General features: G+C 63.3%; 14 protein-coding genes. 8 read left to right on the forward strand and 6 right to left on the reverse strand.

What is annotated here, in order from left to right:
• The first annotated feature begins 104 nt into the window (after positions 1 to 104).
• Entirely contained in the window at positions 105 to 719 is a 615-nt protein-coding gene (locus tag ABIE40_RS05790; RefSeq protein ID WP_112719633.1) for a L,D-transpeptidase, read from the forward strand.
• A gap of 49 nt (positions 720 to 768) precedes the next feature.
• Here the strand turns inward: ABIE40_RS05790 and ABIE40_RS05795 are convergent, their stop codons facing one another.
• Complete coding sequence (locus tag ABIE40_RS05795) at positions 769 to 1674, reverse strand: DMT family transporter (protein WP_199626665.1); 906 nt, start codon at positions 1672 to 1674, stop codon at positions 769 to 771.
• Positions 1675 to 1817: 143 nt separating this feature from the next.
• On the opposite strand from ABIE40_RS05795, the gene ABIE40_RS05800 reads away from it, so the two are divergent.
• The 4 genes from ABIE40_RS05800 (at position 1818) to ABIE40_RS05825 (ending at position 6145) form a co-directional block, all read left to right on the forward strand.
• Positions 1818 to 2291: an Lrp/AsnC family transcriptional regulator gene (locus tag ABIE40_RS05800; protein ID WP_112719631.1), complete on the forward strand. Its 474-nt coding sequence runs from the start codon at positions 1818 to 1820 to the stop codon at positions 2289 to 2291.
• Positions 2292 to 2392: 101 nt separating this feature from the next.
• On the forward strand, positions 2393 to 3322 hold the full coding sequence (locus ABIE40_RS05805) for an ABC transporter substrate-binding protein (RefSeq protein ID WP_199626667.1): 930 nt from the start codon (positions 2393 to 2395) through the stop codon (positions 3320 to 3322).
• Between the two features lie 47 nt (positions 3323 to 3369).
• Complete coding sequence (locus ABIE40_RS31010; protein ID WP_502944776.1) at positions 3370 to 5343, forward strand: iron ABC transporter permease; 1974 nt, start codon at positions 3370 to 3372, stop codon at positions 5341 to 5343.
• Entirely contained in the window at positions 5336 to 6145 is an 810-nt protein-coding gene (locus ABIE40_RS05825; protein WP_199626673.1) for an ABC transporter ATP-binding protein, read from the forward strand. Before ABIE40_RS31010 ends, ABIE40_RS05825 begins: the two co-directional genes overlap by 8 nt.
• Here ABIE40_RS05825 and mgtE read toward each other — a convergent pair.
• Together mgtE and ABIE40_RS05835 are read right to left on the reverse strand one after the other, a co-directional pair.
• On the reverse strand, positions 6126 to 7499 hold the full coding sequence (mgtE, locus tag ABIE40_RS05830; protein WP_199626675.1) for a magnesium transporter: 1374 nt from the start codon (positions 7497 to 7499) through the stop codon (positions 6126 to 6128). The two genes, ABIE40_RS05825 and mgtE, sit on opposite strands and share 20 nt — an antisense overlap.
• Before the next feature lie 295 nt (positions 7500 to 7794).
• Entirely contained in the window at positions 7795 to 8808 is a 1014-nt protein-coding gene (locus tag ABIE40_RS05835; RefSeq protein ID WP_199626677.1) for a zinc-binding alcohol dehydrogenase family protein, read from the reverse strand.
• A 103-nt stretch (positions 8809 to 8911) separates the two neighbouring features.
• Here ABIE40_RS05835 and ABIE40_RS05840 point away from each other — a divergent pair, with 103 nt between their 5' ends.
• Positions 8912 to 9307 (forward strand): winged helix-turn-helix transcriptional regulator, encoded by a 396-nt coding sequence (locus ABIE40_RS05840; protein WP_199626679.1) that lies wholly within the window; start codon positions 8912 to 8914, stop codon positions 9305 to 9307.
• Here the strand turns inward: ABIE40_RS05840 and ABIE40_RS05845 are convergent.
• Positions 9275 to 10492: an MFS transporter gene (locus ABIE40_RS05845; protein ID WP_199626681.1), complete on the reverse strand. Its 1218-nt coding sequence runs from the start codon at positions 10490 to 10492 to the stop codon at positions 9275 to 9277. The two genes, ABIE40_RS05840 and ABIE40_RS05845, sit on opposite strands and share 33 nt — an antisense overlap.
• 302 nt (positions 10493 to 10794) lie before the next feature.
• Between ABIE40_RS05845 and ABIE40_RS05850 the strand changes: the two genes are divergently transcribed.
• Complete coding sequence (locus ABIE40_RS05850) at positions 10795 to 11739, forward strand: diacylglycerol/lipid kinase family protein (RefSeq protein WP_199626683.1); 945 nt, start codon at positions 10795 to 10797, stop codon at positions 11737 to 11739.
• A gap of 269 nt (positions 11740 to 12008) precedes the next feature.
• On the opposite strand, the gene ABIE40_RS05855 is transcribed toward ABIE40_RS05850, so the two are convergent.
• A complete protein-coding gene (locus ABIE40_RS05855) occupies positions 12009 to 13361 on the reverse strand; it encodes a glutamine synthetase family protein (RefSeq protein WP_199626685.1) in 1353 nt (450 codons plus the stop codon).
• 83 nt (positions 13362 to 13444) lie between these two features.
• On the opposite strand from ABIE40_RS05855, the gene ABIE40_RS05860 reads away from it, so the two are divergent.
• Complete coding sequence (locus ABIE40_RS05860) at positions 13445 to 14812, forward strand: aspartate aminotransferase family protein (RefSeq protein WP_199626687.1); 1368 nt, start codon at positions 13445 to 13447, stop codon at positions 14810 to 14812.
• Here the strand turns inward: ABIE40_RS05860 and ABIE40_RS05865 are convergent.
• Positions 14809 to 16311: a glycosyltransferase family 39 protein gene (locus tag ABIE40_RS05865; protein WP_199626688.1), complete on the reverse strand. Its 1503-nt coding sequence runs from the start codon at positions 16309 to 16311 to the stop codon at positions 14809 to 14811. The genes ABIE40_RS05860 and ABIE40_RS05865 overlap by 4 nt on opposite strands.
• Positions 16312 to 16332: the final 21 nt, after the last annotated feature.

Consider the following 16332-nt stretch of genomic DNA (forward strand, 5'->3'; position numbering starts at 1 on the left):
TATCCTCTTGTCCTAACTCAACTTCCACGGTCGCGCTTAGCAGTTCATTAACCATAATCTCATTAACTTCGGTCGCATCAACCGAACGTTAAGGACCTGTTTCGATGTCGATTTCCCGCCGCGGTTTCGTTTTGGGCGTTTCCGCACTTCTTGCCGGATGCGCGTCGAGCGGTCCTGATCATCGCGCCAACTATGCGGCTCTTCCGGCCGAGAAATTTCCGCTTCCGGCCATGCCGCTCGACAAGGTCGATCCGGAACTGCGCCGTCAGGAAGTCTCCTACGTTTCGAGCTATGATATAGGCACCGTCGTCGTCGATACGCCCGCCCGCCGCCTCTACTACATTCTCGGTGATGGCAGGGCGATGCGCTATGGCGTCGGCGTCGGCCGCGAGGGGCTGGCCTTTGCCGGTGGCGCCTATGTCGGGCGCAAGGCGGAATGGCCGAGCTGGACGCCGACCGAAAACATGCAGCGCCGCGAAGAGCGCTACCGCAGGCTCGCCGGCGGCATGCCGGGTGGCCCGAACAATCCGCTCGGCGCTCGCGCCATGTATCTCTACCGCGGCGGCAACGACACCCATTTCCGCATCCACGGCACCAATCAGCCGCAATCGATCGGCCTTGCGATGTCGAGTGGCTGCATCCGCATGCTCAACCATGATGTCATCGATCTCTATGATCGCGTCGCGCCTGGCGCCAAGGTCGTGGTGATGCAGGCTTGAATGCCAAAAAAGCCCGGCGTCTCAGCCGGGCTTTTCATGTGAGGCATGACTAGCGGCGTCTGGCCGCAATGCCCGTCGAGAGCGCGACGCCGATGCCGGTGATGACGGCGGCGGCGATCTCCGCCATGCCGACGGGTTCACCGAGCAACATGCCGCCGCCGATCGTGGCGAGGACCGGCGTGAGCGCGGTGAAGGCTGCGGCCTGCGTGCCGCCGAGCGTCTTGACCGCGGTGCCATAGGCAACCATCGCCACCAATCCCGAAAGCACGCCTTGGCTCAGCACCTGCAGCCCGAGATCGGCAGCACTTGCCTGCGCCAGCGAGGTGCCGAAGGCGAGGGCAAGGACGGCAATCACCAAGAACGACCAGATGGCGACGAGGGCGCTTGCCTGCAGCGCCGTCAGGCCGCTGCGGCGGAAGGCGTGGGTATAGCTTGCCCAGAGCACGGCACCGGCAGGCAGCATGACGAAGCTGGTCCACGGAAGCGATGCATCGGCGAGGCTTTCGATCAGCAGGATCAGTACGCCGCCGACAATCGCCGCAAGGCCGAGCTTGCGGGTGATGTCCGGCCGTTCGCCGAACAGCAGGATGCCGATAACGGCTGTTGCAAGCGGCATCGAGCCGCCGAGCAGGATGCCGGACGAGGCGGCAGGCGTAGAATGGATCGCCAGCGTCGTGACGAGGAAGAAGACGGCACCGGCACCCGCGACCATCAGCGCCAAGAGATGCAGCGGCAGGCCCTTCGGCAGCAACCCGGTCTTCAGCCAGACCGGTGCCAGCACGAGTGCTGGAATGCCGTAGCGGATCAGGCCGATATCGATCGAGCCGAGCGGCGTCGCCGCGCTATGGCGCGTCGCGAGAAACCACGAGGCCCAGATAAGCACGGTCACCGTGCCGCCCGCATAGCCGGGAAGCAGGGACGGGGACTTGTCGTTGGTGAGGCTGATGCTGGCCATGGCTCTATCCTTTCCGTGGTCCGGATGATCTCCGGTTGGAAACAAGATAGGCCGGAAGGCCCCGGCATGTCCTTGCTATCTATGGCAAGGAAATCGTGATACTGGCAATTATCTGCCAAGATCATCTCTGAAAGTTATCGGATATGCCAAATCTCGATAAATTCGATATCGCCATCCTCAAATGCCTTCAGGAGGATGCACGGGCCACCAATGTGGAGATCGCCGAGAAGGTGAACCTCTCTCCGTCGCCGTGTCTGCGCCGTATCCGCAACCTCGAAAAGTCGGGCGTCATCCGCGGCTACCGCGCCGATATCGACCGCAAGGAGGTCGGGCTTGGGCTCACCGTGTTCGTCGAGTTCAAGGTGGCGCATCACACCCGAGAGAATTCCGAGGCGCAGCAGGCCGCACTTCTGGCAATTCCGGAAATCGTCTCCTGCTTCCTGATCTCGGGCACGGCCGATTTTCTGGCCGAGGTGGTGGTCGAGGATCTCGCCGCCTATGAGCGTCTGCTGACCGAAACGCTGCTGACCTTGCCCAATGTCAGCGACATCCGCTCGAACTTCGCGATCCGCAGCATGAAGACCCACGGCGCCCTGAAACTGCCTGAGAAAAAATAAGGTGAGAGTTTTTGTAAACTTTACTTGAAGTCTGCACGTCAATTCTGTAGCGGAATTTTGAAGCGGGACCCGCCTCCCGCAATTTCAGCTGGGAGTTTGATGTGAGCCTGTTTCAGAACCCGATATCCCGCCGCAATTTCGGCCTCCTCCTCGGCGCTGCCGGTGCTGCACTCGCGGCCCGCCCGGCTTTTGCCGATGACGCGGCCCGCACGATCGAGCACCGGCTCGGCTCCACGGAGATCAAGGGCAGGCCGCAGCGCGTCGTGGCGCTCGAATTCTCCTTCGTACAGTCTCTCGATGCGATCGGCGTCGTGCCCGTCGGCATCACCGACGACAACCAGCCGAAGCGCATCGAGCAGCTTCTCGGCAAGAAGATCGACTACAGCTCGGTCGGCACCCGGCTGGAGCCGAATCTCGAGCTTGTCAGCGCTCTGACGCCCGATCTCATCATCGCCGACGAAATCCGCCATTCGGCAATCTATGCGCAGCTCAGCGCCATCGCGCCCACCATCGTCCTGAACAGCTGGGAAGGCAGCTACCAGACGATCAAGGAAGGTGTCGTCACCATCGCCGATGCGCTGGGCGACAAAGCGAAGGGCGAGAAGGCGGTGGCCGATCACGAGGCAGTCGTTGCAGCGCTGGTCGCCAAGATCCCGGCCGGGGAGAAGCGCCGCTTCCTGCTGGCGGTCGCGACGCCCGATTCCATGAGCCTCCACACATCCTCGTCCTTTACCGGCTCCGTCTTCAGGGCGATGGGCCTGACGCCTGCGGTCGATTCTTCCGACGCGGTGGAAAGCGGCGCGGGCCTTGAGCGCCTGATCGCCGTCAATCCCGATGTGCTCCTGGTCGCCACCGATGCCGGTGGCACGGTGCTCGACCAGTGGAAGGGTAACAGCGCCTTCGCAAACATCTCGGCCGTCAAGGACAGCAACATCTTCGAGGTCGATCGCAACCAGTTCTCGCGTTTCCGCGGCCTGAAGACCGCCGAGATGATCGCCCGCGAAATCCTCGCCAAGGTCTACAAGGCCTGAGACCCGTGAGCGAAGCGGCGGCAGCACGAAGCGTTGAGCAGCGGCGGATGCAGCCGCTCGCGCTCGGCTGCCTGCTGCTTGCCGCGCTCGCTGTGGTCATCATTGCCGCTATATCCTTCGGCGTTTCGGAGCTGCCGGTTCTCCGCGCTCTGTCGCTTTTCTTATCTCCCGATGGCTCGCCCGATAGCGCGCTCGTCTGGGATGTCCGCCTGCCGCGGGCGCTGCTTGCCGTCATGGTCGGCGCCAATCTGGCGGTCGCCGGCGTGCTGATCCAGACGCTGACGCGCAATCCGCTCGCTTCGCCGCAGACATTCGGCATCAATGCCGGCGCCTCGCTGGTCATCGTCCTCTGCCTCATCGCGCTGCCGGAGCTGAAAGGCGCGGGCACCGTCTGGCCCGCGTTCACCGGTGCGGCCGCCGTTGGCCTCGCCATGTGGGCGTTGTCGGTCTCCGGCGCCATGAACGACATGAAGCTGGCGCTCGCCGGCATCTCGATCCAGCTTGTGCTCGCCGCGCTCGTCCAGGCGATCCTGATCGCCAACAATGCGGCGCAGGATATCGTCTATTGGCTCGCCGGATCGATCAACGGCGCGCAATGGGACAAGGTCTGGATCATCCTGCCATTCTCGATCCTCGGCGGCGGCACGGCGCTGCTGGCAGGCCGACATTTCGGCGTGCTGGCGCTCGATGACACGACCGGCGTTTCGCTCGGCCAGAATGCGCGCCGCGTCGGCGGGCTGGCTGCGGCGCTGATCGTCGTGCTCGCCGGTTCCGCCGTCGCCGTCAGCGGCCCGATCGGCTTCATCGGCCTGCTCGTGCCCCATATCATCCGCAGGCTCGTCGGCGGCGACCAGTTCACCCTCATCGCGCTCAGCGCCATCGCCGGGCCGCTCTTGCTGAATTGCCGCCGATCTCGCGGGCCGCATCACTGCCTTCCCCTCGGAAATGCCCGTCGGCATCGTCACGGCGCTGGTCGGCGCTCCGGCTTTCCTGCTGATCCTCTGGAGGCAGCGGGTCCGATGAGTGCGCTTGCCGCAAGAAATACCCGGGCACTGACGGTTTGCCTCACCATCGCCGTCCTGATCGCCGTTCTGGCCATCCTCGGCATGACCGTCGGTGCCGTGACGCTCAGCATCGCGCAGGTGCTCGATGGCATCGGCGGCGGCAAGAATGCCTTCATCGTCATGCAGTACCGGGCGCCGCGCGTCGCAGTCTCCATCCTCGCGGGCGCGTCCTTCGGCCTTGCTGGCGTCTTCCTGCAGGGCGCCTTGCGCAATCCGCTGGCCTCGCCTGACGTCGTCGGCATCACCAAATGCGCTGGTCTCGGCGCTTTCCTGGCGGGCATGCTGACGCCCCCCGCCTGGGCGATCTGGTCGATCCCATCAGGTGTGGTTCTCGGTGCCGTCATCGGCGCCGGTCTGCTGCTCGTCATCGGCCGCGCCTTCGGCGGCGGCATTGCGGCGCTCGCACTCGTCGGCGTGGCGCTCGGCATGCTGGCTCAGGCGCTGATGCAATATGTCATGGTGATCTTCCCGACCCGTGCCGACCAGTCGATGGTCTGGCTGGCGGGCAGCGTCTATGGCAGTTCCGCCGCCGATGTGCTGATCCTCAGCCTGTGGCTTGTCGCCTGTCTGCCGCTGATCCTGATAGCCGCCGCCAGGCTCGATGCCGGGGGCTTCGGCGACGATACGCTGATCAGCCTCGGCATGTCGCCGGGAGCCCTGCGCGGCGGCCTGATCGTCGTCGCCGTCCTGCTCTGCGCCGGTGCCGTCGCCAGCGTCGGCAGCATGGGCTTCCTCGGCCTGCTTGCGCCACATGCGGCAAGGCTGATGGTCGGCCCGCGTGCCCGCCATCTCGTGCCCGCCAGTGCGCTGATGGGCGCGCTCGCGCTCTCCGCCGCCGATCTGGCGGGGCGGCTCGTGGCGCTGCCGAATGAGATCCCGGCCGGCATCGTCGCCGCCGTCATCGGCGGTCCCTATCTGATTTTCCTGCTTATCAAGGAGACCGGCCGCCATGAGTAGTGCCGCGCAATCCCGCCTTGCCGGAGAAAAGCTGACGCTCGGCTACGCGGCCATCCGCGTGCTTGAGAATGTCGATGTCTCGATCCCCGACGGCAAGATCACCGCTCTGATCGGGGCAAACGGCAGCGGCAAGTCCACGCTGCTGAAGGCGCTCGGCCGCATCATCGAACCCGCTTCGGGAACGGTCTATCTCGACGGCAAGGAAATCTCGGCGATGCAGGGCAGGGCGATCGCCCAGGCTCTCGCGCTTCTGCCGCAGGGCCCTGTCTCGCCTGATGGACTGACGGTGCGCCAGCTCTGCCGCTTCGGCCGCCATCCGCACAAGGGGCTGCTGTCGCGTACCTCAGCACATGACGAGGAGATCGTCGACGGGGCGCTTGCCGCCACCGGCCTTTCCGATCTCGCATCGCGCCCGCTCGACCGTCTCTCGGGCGGTCAGCGTCAGCGCGCCTGGATCGCCATGGCGCTGGCGCAGGAAACGCCGATTCTGCTGCTTGACGAGCCGACCACCTATCTCGATATCGCCCATCAGCTGGAAGTGCTGGAACTGCTGCGCGACCTGAATCGCAATCGCGGCCGCACCGTCGTCATGGTCGTCCACGACCTGAACCATGCGGCACAATATGCCGATCACATCATCGCTGTTGCCGATGGCGGCATCCACGCAGCAGGAAGCCCCGGCGCGCTGTTGACGCCGGAGCTGATAAAGGCCGTGTTCGGAGTGGATGCGGCGGTCGTCCCGCATCCGGTGGATGGCACGCCGCTCTGCCTGCCGATCGCTTCTAGAGAAGCGTCCCGGTGAGGATCAGCAGGGCGACCGAGAAGTAGATCACCAGGCCGGTCACATCGACCAGCGTCGCGACGAACGGTGCCGATGCCGTTGCCGGATCGAGCTTCAGCCGCTGCAGCACGAAGGGCAGCATCGAGCCGGATACGGAACCGAAGGTGACGATGCCGATCAGCGCTGCAAATACCGTGATCCCGACCAGAACCCAGTGCGGGCCGTAATCGTAGAGCCCGGCGCTCTGCCAGAAGAACACGCGCAACATGCCGACGAGGCCGAGGATGGCGCCGAGCACGACGCCGGTCGGCAGTTCGCGCAGCAGTACCTTCCACCAGTCGGAAAGCTTCAGCTCGCCGACGGCCAGCGCGCGGATGATCAGCGATGTCGCCTGTGACCCGGAATTGCCGCCGGAGCTCATGATCAGCGGGATGAACAGCGTCAGCACGACGGCCTTCTCGAGCTCGCCCTCGAAATGCTGCATGGCGCTTGCCGTCAGCATCTCGCCGAGGAAGAGGGCACAGAGCCAGCCGGCGCGCTTGCGGATCATACCGCCGAAGCTGATCTTCATGTAGGGCTTGCCGAGGGCTTCCATACCGCCGAAGCGCTGGGCGCCATCGGTCGTATCGGCAATCATCGTGTCGATCACGTCGTCGACGGTGACGATGCCGAGGATCAGGCCGTGATCGTCGACGACGGGCAGCGCCAGCAGGTCGTGCTTGCGGATCAGCCGTGCCACGTCCTCCTGCTTCATCAGCGGATCGGCGGCCACCGGCGTGCCCTTCTGGGCGACGGTCAGGATCGAGGCATCGGGCTCGCCGGTGATCAGGCGGCGCAGCGTCACGACATGCAGCAGCGCGCCGGAATTCTCATCCAGCACATAGATCGCATAGACCGTCTCGCGCGAACGCTCGACATGGCGCACATGGGCAAGCGTCTGCTCGACCGTCCAGTTGCCGGGGACGCTGACGAACTCGGTCGTCATGATGCTGCCCGCGGTGCGGGCCGGATAGCCCATCAGGTGCTGGATGGCGACGCGCACCGGCTCTTCCAGGCTGTTGAACAGCCGGGTGCGGGTATCTGTGTCGAGCTCGAGCAGAACGTCGGCGACACGGTCGTTCGACATGCCGTGCAGCAGACGTGCGGCATCGGCGCGGTCCATAAGCGCCAGCACGGTGGAGGCGTTGCGCAGTTCCGGCCGGTCGAGAATGTTGACCGCGTATTCCTGCGGCATGCGCGACAGGATGCGTGAAACCTCGGCCGGGGCGAGTGCATTCAGCGACTCGACGCGCTCGGCGATGGTCGCAACTTTATTGTTGGTCATGAAAGCGCGCGCGGCATTGCCGGCCCGCAGGGGGAAGCGATTGATATTCATTAGCTCGCCTTTCCGTCGATCCGCCGTAGCGTCCGATCGGGCGAGCCCGGAGCATCCAGGTCAGCGCGAAAGGGCCGCGTACGGCAAAGGCAATCGACTGCTACTGTCGCTTGGCATCGTGATGATGGCTCCGTTGATATCCGCGTCCGGCGCAGCGCCGTCCGCGTCAGGAACAGGTGGTCCTGAACGCTAAAAAAGTCAACTGGGATATGTGCTTAATGGCAGAATGCCGCACCATCCGGCGCGGCATTCTTTGCGATTATGATTTACCGGATATTTCCGGGCGAGGCGCCGGTCAGAAACCTGCCAGCACGACCTTGCCCTTGGTCTTTCCGGTCTCGATCATCGCATGCGCCTTTTTCAGATTCGCCGCATTGATCGTGCCGACTGTGTCGGTCAGCGTCGTGCGGATCTTCCCGGCATCGACGAGCTCGGAAATCCTGTTGAGAAGCTTGTGCTGCTCGATCATGTCAGGCGTGCCGAAGATCGGCCGGGTGAACATCAGCTCCCAATGCACCGAGATCGCCTTGCGCTTGAAAGGCATGATGTCGAGCACTTTGGGATCGTCGATCAGCGCGAACCGGCCCTGCGGCGCGATCACCTCGACGATTTCGGAAAGATGCTGGTCGGTATTGGTGGTCGAGAAGACGAAGCCCGGCGCGCCGATACCAAGGGCGGCCACCTGCGCGGCAATCGGCTTCGAATGGTCGATCACATGATGGGCGCCGAGTTCCTTCACCCATTCCTGCGTTTCCGGACGCGAGGCGGTGGCGATGATGGTCAGATCAGTCAGCGCGCGGGCGATCTGGATGGTGATCGAGCCGACGCCGCCTGCGCCGCCGATGACCAGCAGGGAAGGGGCGGCACCCGGCACGGCGTCCCGGACCTTCAGCCGGTCGAACAGCGCTTCGTAAGCGGTGATCGAGGTGAGCGGCAGGGCGGCCGCCGCGGCAAAATCGAGCGTCTTCGGCTTGCGGCCGACGATGCGCTCATCGACGAGATGGAACTCGGCATTGGAGCCGGGGCGGGTGATCGAACCGGCATAGAAGACCTCGTCGCCCGGCTGGAACAGCGTTACATCGGGGCCGACGGCCTTGACGATACCCGCCGCATCCCAGCCGATGACCTTCAGCTCGCCCGAGGGCGGCGCGACATTGGCGCGGATCTTGACGTCGACGGGGTTGACGGAGACGGCCTTGATCTCGACCAGCAGGTCATGCCCCGTGGCCTTGGGAACGGGCAGCTCGACATCGACGAGCGAGGTTTCTGCCGCGATCGGCTGTGGGGTCTTGTAGGCGACGGCGCGCATGGGAAACTCCTGTGTTTGTTGCACAGTGGCTAGATGCGTCTTATGCTCTGTTAACGCAAGAATGCACAAATTCTGTACGTAGTACCCAAAAGGATACCGTCAAATGTCTCTGCCGCGCGCCAAGCTGACGAAGAACTTCCCCGGCTGCCCAGTAGAGGCGACGCTGAGCTTTCTCGATGGCAAGTGGAAAGGCGTGATCCTGTTCCATCTCATGGATGGAACGCTGCGCTTCAACGAGCTGCGCCGCAAGCTTCCGGCGGTGACGCAGCGCATGCTGACCAAGCAGCTGCGCGAGCTCGAAGATTGCGGGCTGGTCTCGCGAAAGGTCTATCCGGTCGTGCCGCCGCGCGTCGAATATACGATGACGCCGCTCGGCGAGACGCTGAAGCCGGTCATCCGGGCACTGGCGGCCTGGGGCGACGAACATGTGTTCTGCCGCCCCGATGGCATGGAACTGCGGGAAGCCTCAGGCGCTGCGGCTGCGGCGCTCCAGGCGTAGCGACGCCGCGAAGACGAAGATACCGAGGAACGACAGGAAAGCGCCGACATAGCCGGTCGAGGCGTAGCCGTAGCCCCAGGCGATGACGAGGCCGCCGAGCCAGGCGCCGAGCGCATTGGCGATGTTGAAGGCCGAGTGATTGGAAGCGGCCGCCAGCGTCTGCGCATCGGCGGCGACATCCATCAGGCGGGTCTGCAGGGCAGGGCCGGCAGCAAAGCCGCAGCCGGTCAGGAAGACGCAGGCGGCAAGCATGACCGGATTGGCGGCCGTCAGTGAGAAGCAGCTGAGCACCACGATGTTGAAGATCAGCGAGCCCCCGATCGTGCCCATCAGCGACTTGTCCGCAAGCCAGGAGCCGAGCACGTTGCCGACATTCATGCCGATGCCGAACAGCACCATCATCACCGCCACCATGCTGGCCGGCAGCATCGCCACCTTCATCGTCGTATCGGCGATATAGCTGAACATCGCGAACATGCCGCCGTAGCCGACGGCGGCGATGGCGAGCGTCAGCAGCACCTGCGGGCGCTTGAAGGCACCGAGCTCGCGCATGAAGCTTGCACCTTCCTCCACCTGATCGCGCGGCACGTAGGTCCAGATCAGCGCCACGGTCACGAGGCCGATGACGCCGACGGTGGTGAAGGCGATACGCCAGTCCAGCGACTGGCCGAAGAAGGTGGCAAGCGGCGTGCCGAGCAGCGTGGCGATCGTCAGGCCGAGCATGACGCGGCCGACGGCGCGCGCCCGCTTGTGAACCGGCACCATAGACGCGGCAACGATCGCCGCCACGCCGAAATAGGCGCCATGCGGCAGGCCGGTGATGAAGCGCAGCAGCGTGAAGCTCTCGAAAGTCGGGGCCATGGCGCTCAGGATATTGCCGATGGCAAAGATGCCCATCAGCAGCAGAAGCAGCGAGCGCCGCGCCATCTTCGCCGCAAGCACGGCGATGACCGGCGCGCCGATAACGACGCCGAGCGCATAGGCGCTGATCACGTAACCCGCCTGCGGGGTGGTGACCGAGAAGGTGCCTGCCACATTCGGCAGCAGGCCCATGATCGCGAATTCACCCGTGCCGATGCCGAAGCCGCCGCAGGCAAGCGCCAGCTGCACCAGCGCAACCGCCATTGGCGAAGGCGCCTCCGCAACCGGTGCATCGAGGGAATCGTCTACGGCGATCTGGCTCACGGGAGCTCCTTGGGCATGTATCAAAAGCGGTTCACCGGAAGCGTTCGGCTCCGGTGTCGGCCTGTCTATGGCGGGAAGGGAGGTACGTGCCTCCATTTTGCATTCTATCCCTGATTGGCGGCAGAGCGTCGAGTGCATTTTTTGCAGTGCAGCGTCCTGTTATCGGCATACGTCCATTGCATTATTAGCATTTGCCAAGGCTTGCCGCCGCACTGCGCAAACTAGCTGCGCGCTTGAAATCGCCCATCGCAAAACCATCTGTAGCTGTGATTTGTAACTCGCCGTGGGGGCATGGATACCGCATGAAGCTTGTCGGTTTTTTTAACAAGGATGGCGGCACGTTCCGCACCACGGATATGGAGGCGTATGAGAAGCGCGCCGAGGCGGTGTTCCGTGAAGCGGGCCATGACTTCGAAGCCATCGTCTTTCCCGGCAAGGAGATCGTTCCGGCCATGGAACGTGCCGCGCGCCGCGACGATATCGACGGCATTGTCGCCGGTGGCGGCGACGGCACGATTTCGGCGGCCGCCTCGATCGCCTGGAAGAACGGCGTTGCGCTCGGCGTCATCCCCGCTGGCACGATGAACCTTTTCGCCCGCTCGCTGAAAGTACCGCTCGATATCTGGCAGGCGCTCGATACGCTGGCCTTCGGCGAGGTCGACCATGTCGATATCGCCAGTGCCAACGGCCGCCCCTTCATCCACCAGTTTTCCGCCGGTCTTCACGCCCGCATGGTGCGCTACCGCAATTCCTACAGCTTCCGCTCCCGCCTCGGAAAGATGCGCGCCAGCACCCGCGCCGCCTTCGGCGTGGTGATGAACCCGCCGGAATTCGAGGTCGAGTTCGAGGCGCTGGGTGTCCGCGAGCGCCGCCGTGTCTCGGCAGTCTCGGTCTCCAACAATCCCTTCGGCGAAAACGCGCTGCTCTATGCCGACAATCTGCGCAGCGGCGAACTCGGCTTCTATACTGCGAAGCCGCTGCGGCCGATGGGCGTCGCGAGGCTCGCCTTCGATATGCTGCGCGGCAAGGTCCGCGATAACGCCGACGTCATGGTGATGCATCCGGCCGAGGTGCATCTGCATTTCCCGAAGATGCGCGCCAAATCCAATTGCGTCATGGATGGCGAATTGCTGCCGCTTGAGCGCGACATCCGCCTGCAGCTGCACCCGGAAGAGCTGAAGGTTCTCGTCAGGCAGGGTCTCGCCGCGCAGAACGACGAGACGGAACGGCGGGAGCCTGCCGCCTAGAGCGTTTCCTGGTTATATTGAAGCATTCTGTTGGCTCAAACGGAGTCGGATGGTCGACCGGCTGGCGCGCGTCGTAGCCCAGATCTACGGCCAAGCCAGCCGGTCGATCAGGCGGCCCGTTTCAGCCAACCCCGCAGGGGCCGGGCATCTTTCCGCCAGGATCAAAGGCGATCGGCTCGACCGTACCTTTGGGTATGCCCTTCGCCAATCGCCTTTGCCCTGTCGAAAACCTGCTCCGGCAGAATGCTTCAATATAACCAGGAAACGCTCTAGATCCGCGGCAAGTAGGTGCGGTAGTCGAAATCCGATACCGTACGCAGATAGGCGAGCGCTTCCTTGTATTTCGTATCGCCGTAGAGCTTCTGATAGCGCGCGCCGAAGACATCCTTGATGAAGGGCGATGCCCGGAAGCCCTCGACCGCCGTCAGGAAATCATGCGTCAGCCGCTCGGTATGCTCAGGCACATGCAAGGGCGTCGTCTCTTCGCCCGGGTCGAGATCGCCGTCGAGACCGAGCAGCATGCCGCCGAGAATTGCCGCAAGCAGCAGATAGGGATTGGCATCGGCACCGGCGACGCGATGCTCGATGCGGGCTGCCGGGCCGTTCATGTCAGGAATGCGGATCGCCGTGCCGCGATGCCCATAGCCCCAGGTGAGATCAACAGGCGCAAACGAGCCCGGCTGGAAGCGGCGGTAGGAATTGGCAAAGGGCGCAAAGACGAGCTGCGCCTCACGCATCGACTTCAGCATGCCCGCGGTGACTGACTTCAGGAGCTTCGGCTCGCCGCCCTTGGCGTCCAGAATGTTGCGGCCATCCTTGTCGACGATGCTCGCATGCACATGCAGGCCGGAGCCGGCATGGTCGGAATAGGGCTTGGCCATGCAGGTGGATTTCAGGCCGTGCCGCTTCGCTGCCTGCTCGGCTACGCGCTTCAGATAGATGCAGTCGTCTGCGGCGGCCAGCGCATCCGGCCGGTGCAGCAGGTTGATCTCGAACTGGCCCGGGCCGAATTCCGCCGTCGTCGCATCGGCGGGCAGTTCCATCGCGCTCGCATAGCCGCGCACGGTCTTGAGATAGTCGTCGAGCGCATCCGTCGCGCTCATGTCGTAGAGCTGATAGCCGTTCGGCTCGCCGCGATAGGTGAGCTTCTTCGGCGGCGAGGGGCGGCCGGTCTCCAGCCAGTTCTGCTCGACGACGTAGAATTCCAGCTCGGTGGCGACGACGGGCGTCAATCCGCGCTCGTCATAACGCTTCAGCACCGAAGCGAGGATGGCGCGCGGATCCATGAAGCTCGGGCTGCCGTCGAATTCATGCATCGTCGCCAGCACCTGCATCGAGCCATCGGGCGCCCAGGGCAGCGGTGCCAGGCTGCGCTGGTCGGGGATGCAAAGGCCGTCGGGATCGCCGATCGTCAGCGACAGGCCGGTAATGTCGTCATTGTCGTCGCCCCAGATATCCAGCGACTGCGTCGAGGAGGGCAGGCGCACCTCGCCGGCCCAGACCTTCTTCTGTGCATCGAGCGGAATGCGCTTGCCGCGCAGGTCGCCGTTCATGCCGACAAGCATGATTTCGATCCAGGGCTCGTCAGTTGCAGCTTTGCCGTGCATCTTGTCAGCCGTCATGATCTTGAAAATCCCCTCTGAGCAGGCCAAGGTCGTAACCCATTGGGAAGATCCTTTCAATCTCTGCAGGTGTTTCGCAAATCATGTCCGATACTTACCAGCGCTCAAATCTCGCCGCCCTCGATGCCGCTCATCATCTCCATCCCTTCTCGGACATGAAAAAGCTGAACGCTGACGGTACGCGCATCATCGAGCGCGGCGAAGGTGTCCATATCTGGGATAATCAAGGCAAGAAGTATCTGGATGGTTTCGCCGGTCTCTGGTGCGTCAATGTCGGCTATGGCCGCAAGGAAATCACCGATGCGGTCGCCCGGCAGATGAACGAGCTGCCCTATTACAACACCTTCTTCGGCACCACGAGCACGCCGACGACGCTGCTTGCCGAGAAGGTGACCGTCCATGCCGGCGATCGCTTCAACCACGTCTTCTTCACCGGCTCCGGCTCCGAGGCCAACGATACCTGGTTCCGCATGGCGCGCGTCTATTGGAGCGCTGTCGGCAAGCCTTCGAAGAAGACGGTCATCGCCCGCAGGAACGGCTATCATGGCTCGACGGTCGCCGGTGCCAGCCTCGGCGGGATGAAATACATGCACGAGCAGGGCGACCTGCCGATCCCGGGGATCGTCCATATCGGCCAGCCCTACTGGTACGGCGAGGGCGGCGATCTCTCGCCCGCCGAATTCGGCCTGAAAGTCGCCCGCGAGCTGGAAGCGAAGATCGACGAGCTCGGCGAGGAGAATGTCGCGGCCTTCGTTGCCGAGCCGATCCAGGGTGCCGCCGGCGTCATCGTCCCGCCGGAAACCTACTGGCCGGAGATCGCCCGCATCTGCAAGGCGCGCAACATCCTGCTCGTCACCGACGAAGTGATCTGCGGCTTCGGCCGCCTCGGCGAATGGTTCGGCCACCAATATTACGGCGTCGAGCCCGACCTCTGCCCGATCGCCAAGGGCCTCTCCTCAGGCTACCTGCCGATCGGCGGCGTGCTGGTGTCCGACCGCGTCGCCAAGGTGCTGATCAACGATGTCGGCGATTTCAACCACGGCTTCACCTATTCCGGCCACCCGGTCTGCGCCGCCGCCGCGCTTGAAAACCTGCGCATCATCGAAGACGAGAAACTGGTCGAACGCGTCCGCGACGATATCGGCCCCTATTTCGCGAAAGCCTGGGGCGCGCTCGCCGACCACGACCTCGTCGGCGAAGCGGCAAGCGTCGGCCTGATGGCCGCCCTGCAGCTCACCGCCGACAAGAAGACCCGCACCCGCTTCGAAAAGCCCGACGCGGTGGGGTCGCTGGTGCGAAACCACGCGCTCGCCAACGGCCTGGTGCTGCGCGCCACCGCCGACCGCATGCTAGCCTCGCCGCCGCTGATCATCAGCCACGCGGAGGTGGATGAGATGGCGCGGATCACGAAGATTGCGCTGGATGCGGCGTGGAAGGAGTTGCGGGGTTAGGGGGCTGCTGGATAGACCCAGACATAGGTGAAGGGGTAGGTCGCATCCTCTTTGCCGTAGAGGTAACGGATGTCGAGCGTCTGTTTGACCGGTGTCTGGTTCAGTTCCGGATGGGCGCTGAGCCATTCCTGCAACTGAGCGCTCAAAGGTTCCGTATTGGCTCGCTCTGTATTGAAAATCAAAAGCGCCGGATGATCTGATGAAATCGTTGCCGCTGGCGCGTATCCTGGGAAGTTCCCGACGATGACCGGCGCTGCCTGTTCGGCGAGCTTCACATTGCCAGCGTCGTGCCACCTCTCCGTGACGATCAACGATGGCTGCTTCCCTTCCTTGGCGATGGCAGCTTCGACAAAACGCGCATAGGGCCGGTTCAGGTTGCCGTACTTCCCCAGCACCCCAGCCAGCATCGTGCCGCCGGTAAGGATGAACGGCAGGAGGCACAGCATGACGATGGGCAGCACCAGAAACTTGGCGAAATAGTCTTCGGCTTTGACGTCGGCAGCTTCAAGTTTCAAGCAGATGAGCAGCGGCAGAAGGAACAGGAACGGGAAGAGCCAGCGATCGCGGAACTCGGTCAGCGTCATCACCAGGATCATCACCAGGAGTGCTGCAAGGATCGTGGCGTAAAACCGGGTGAAAAAGCGGCTCCAATCGCTCCTCGCCTTGAAGGCGGCAACGAAGTCACGCCCGAAGATGATTGCCAGGAAAAGCGTAGTCGGCGCGGCGATCGCAAAGCTCGTCGTCGCAAGATCCTTCAGGCCCTCAAGGATCTGCGCCAGGCGGCTTTGCACTGCATCGGCGGACATCATGCTCAGGGTCGCATCGGATGCCAGCTCAGGATTGCGCAAAATCCACAGGCCATGCGGAAGGAAAAGGACAACCGATATGGCAATCGTCAGCAGGAAGCGCTTGTCCAGCAGCCTGCGCAGCCCCTCGGGATGCATGAGCACGGCAACCAAAATCGCAAGCACGACAAGCGCGAAATTGTATTTCGACAGCATCCCGGCCGCGACCGCAAAGCCAAGCAGAACATAGGAGAGCGTCGATGGTGATTTCAGAATGCGTATCGTCAGGTGGATCGACAGCGTAATCGCGATCAGCAGCGAAACCGTGTGTGTCAGGTCCTTTTGCGCCTGCCAGAACATTTGCGGGATCGTGAAGAACCCCAACGTCGCGATGACAGCGAAAAGCTGCTGCTTCAGGACCTCCCGGGACAGCCTGTAGTAGCAGAGATAGCTGATGAACAGCATGATGTTCTTGAGGATCGCGACGCTGGCTATGGAGATGCCAAAGACCGCAAACACCGCATATTGCAGCCAGTTATAGAGTGGCGGCTGTGTGTTGTAGCCAATGGACAGCCACTGCCCGAAAAACACCTGCTGCGATTCATCGACGCTCAAGCTGTTCGAAACGAAAATTCGAAAAGCGGCCTGGACCGCGAGATAGACGGCGAGCAGCCACAACACGCCGTCTGGATTACGTCGAAGATACGTGACCACGATAGGTTCTCCGATCAGCTG

Origin of the sequence: Rhizobium sp. OAE497, from assembly GCF_040546565.1 — a bacterium.
Taxonomy (GTDB): domain Bacteria; phylum Pseudomonadota; class Alphaproteobacteria; order Rhizobiales; family Rhizobiaceae; genus Rhizobium.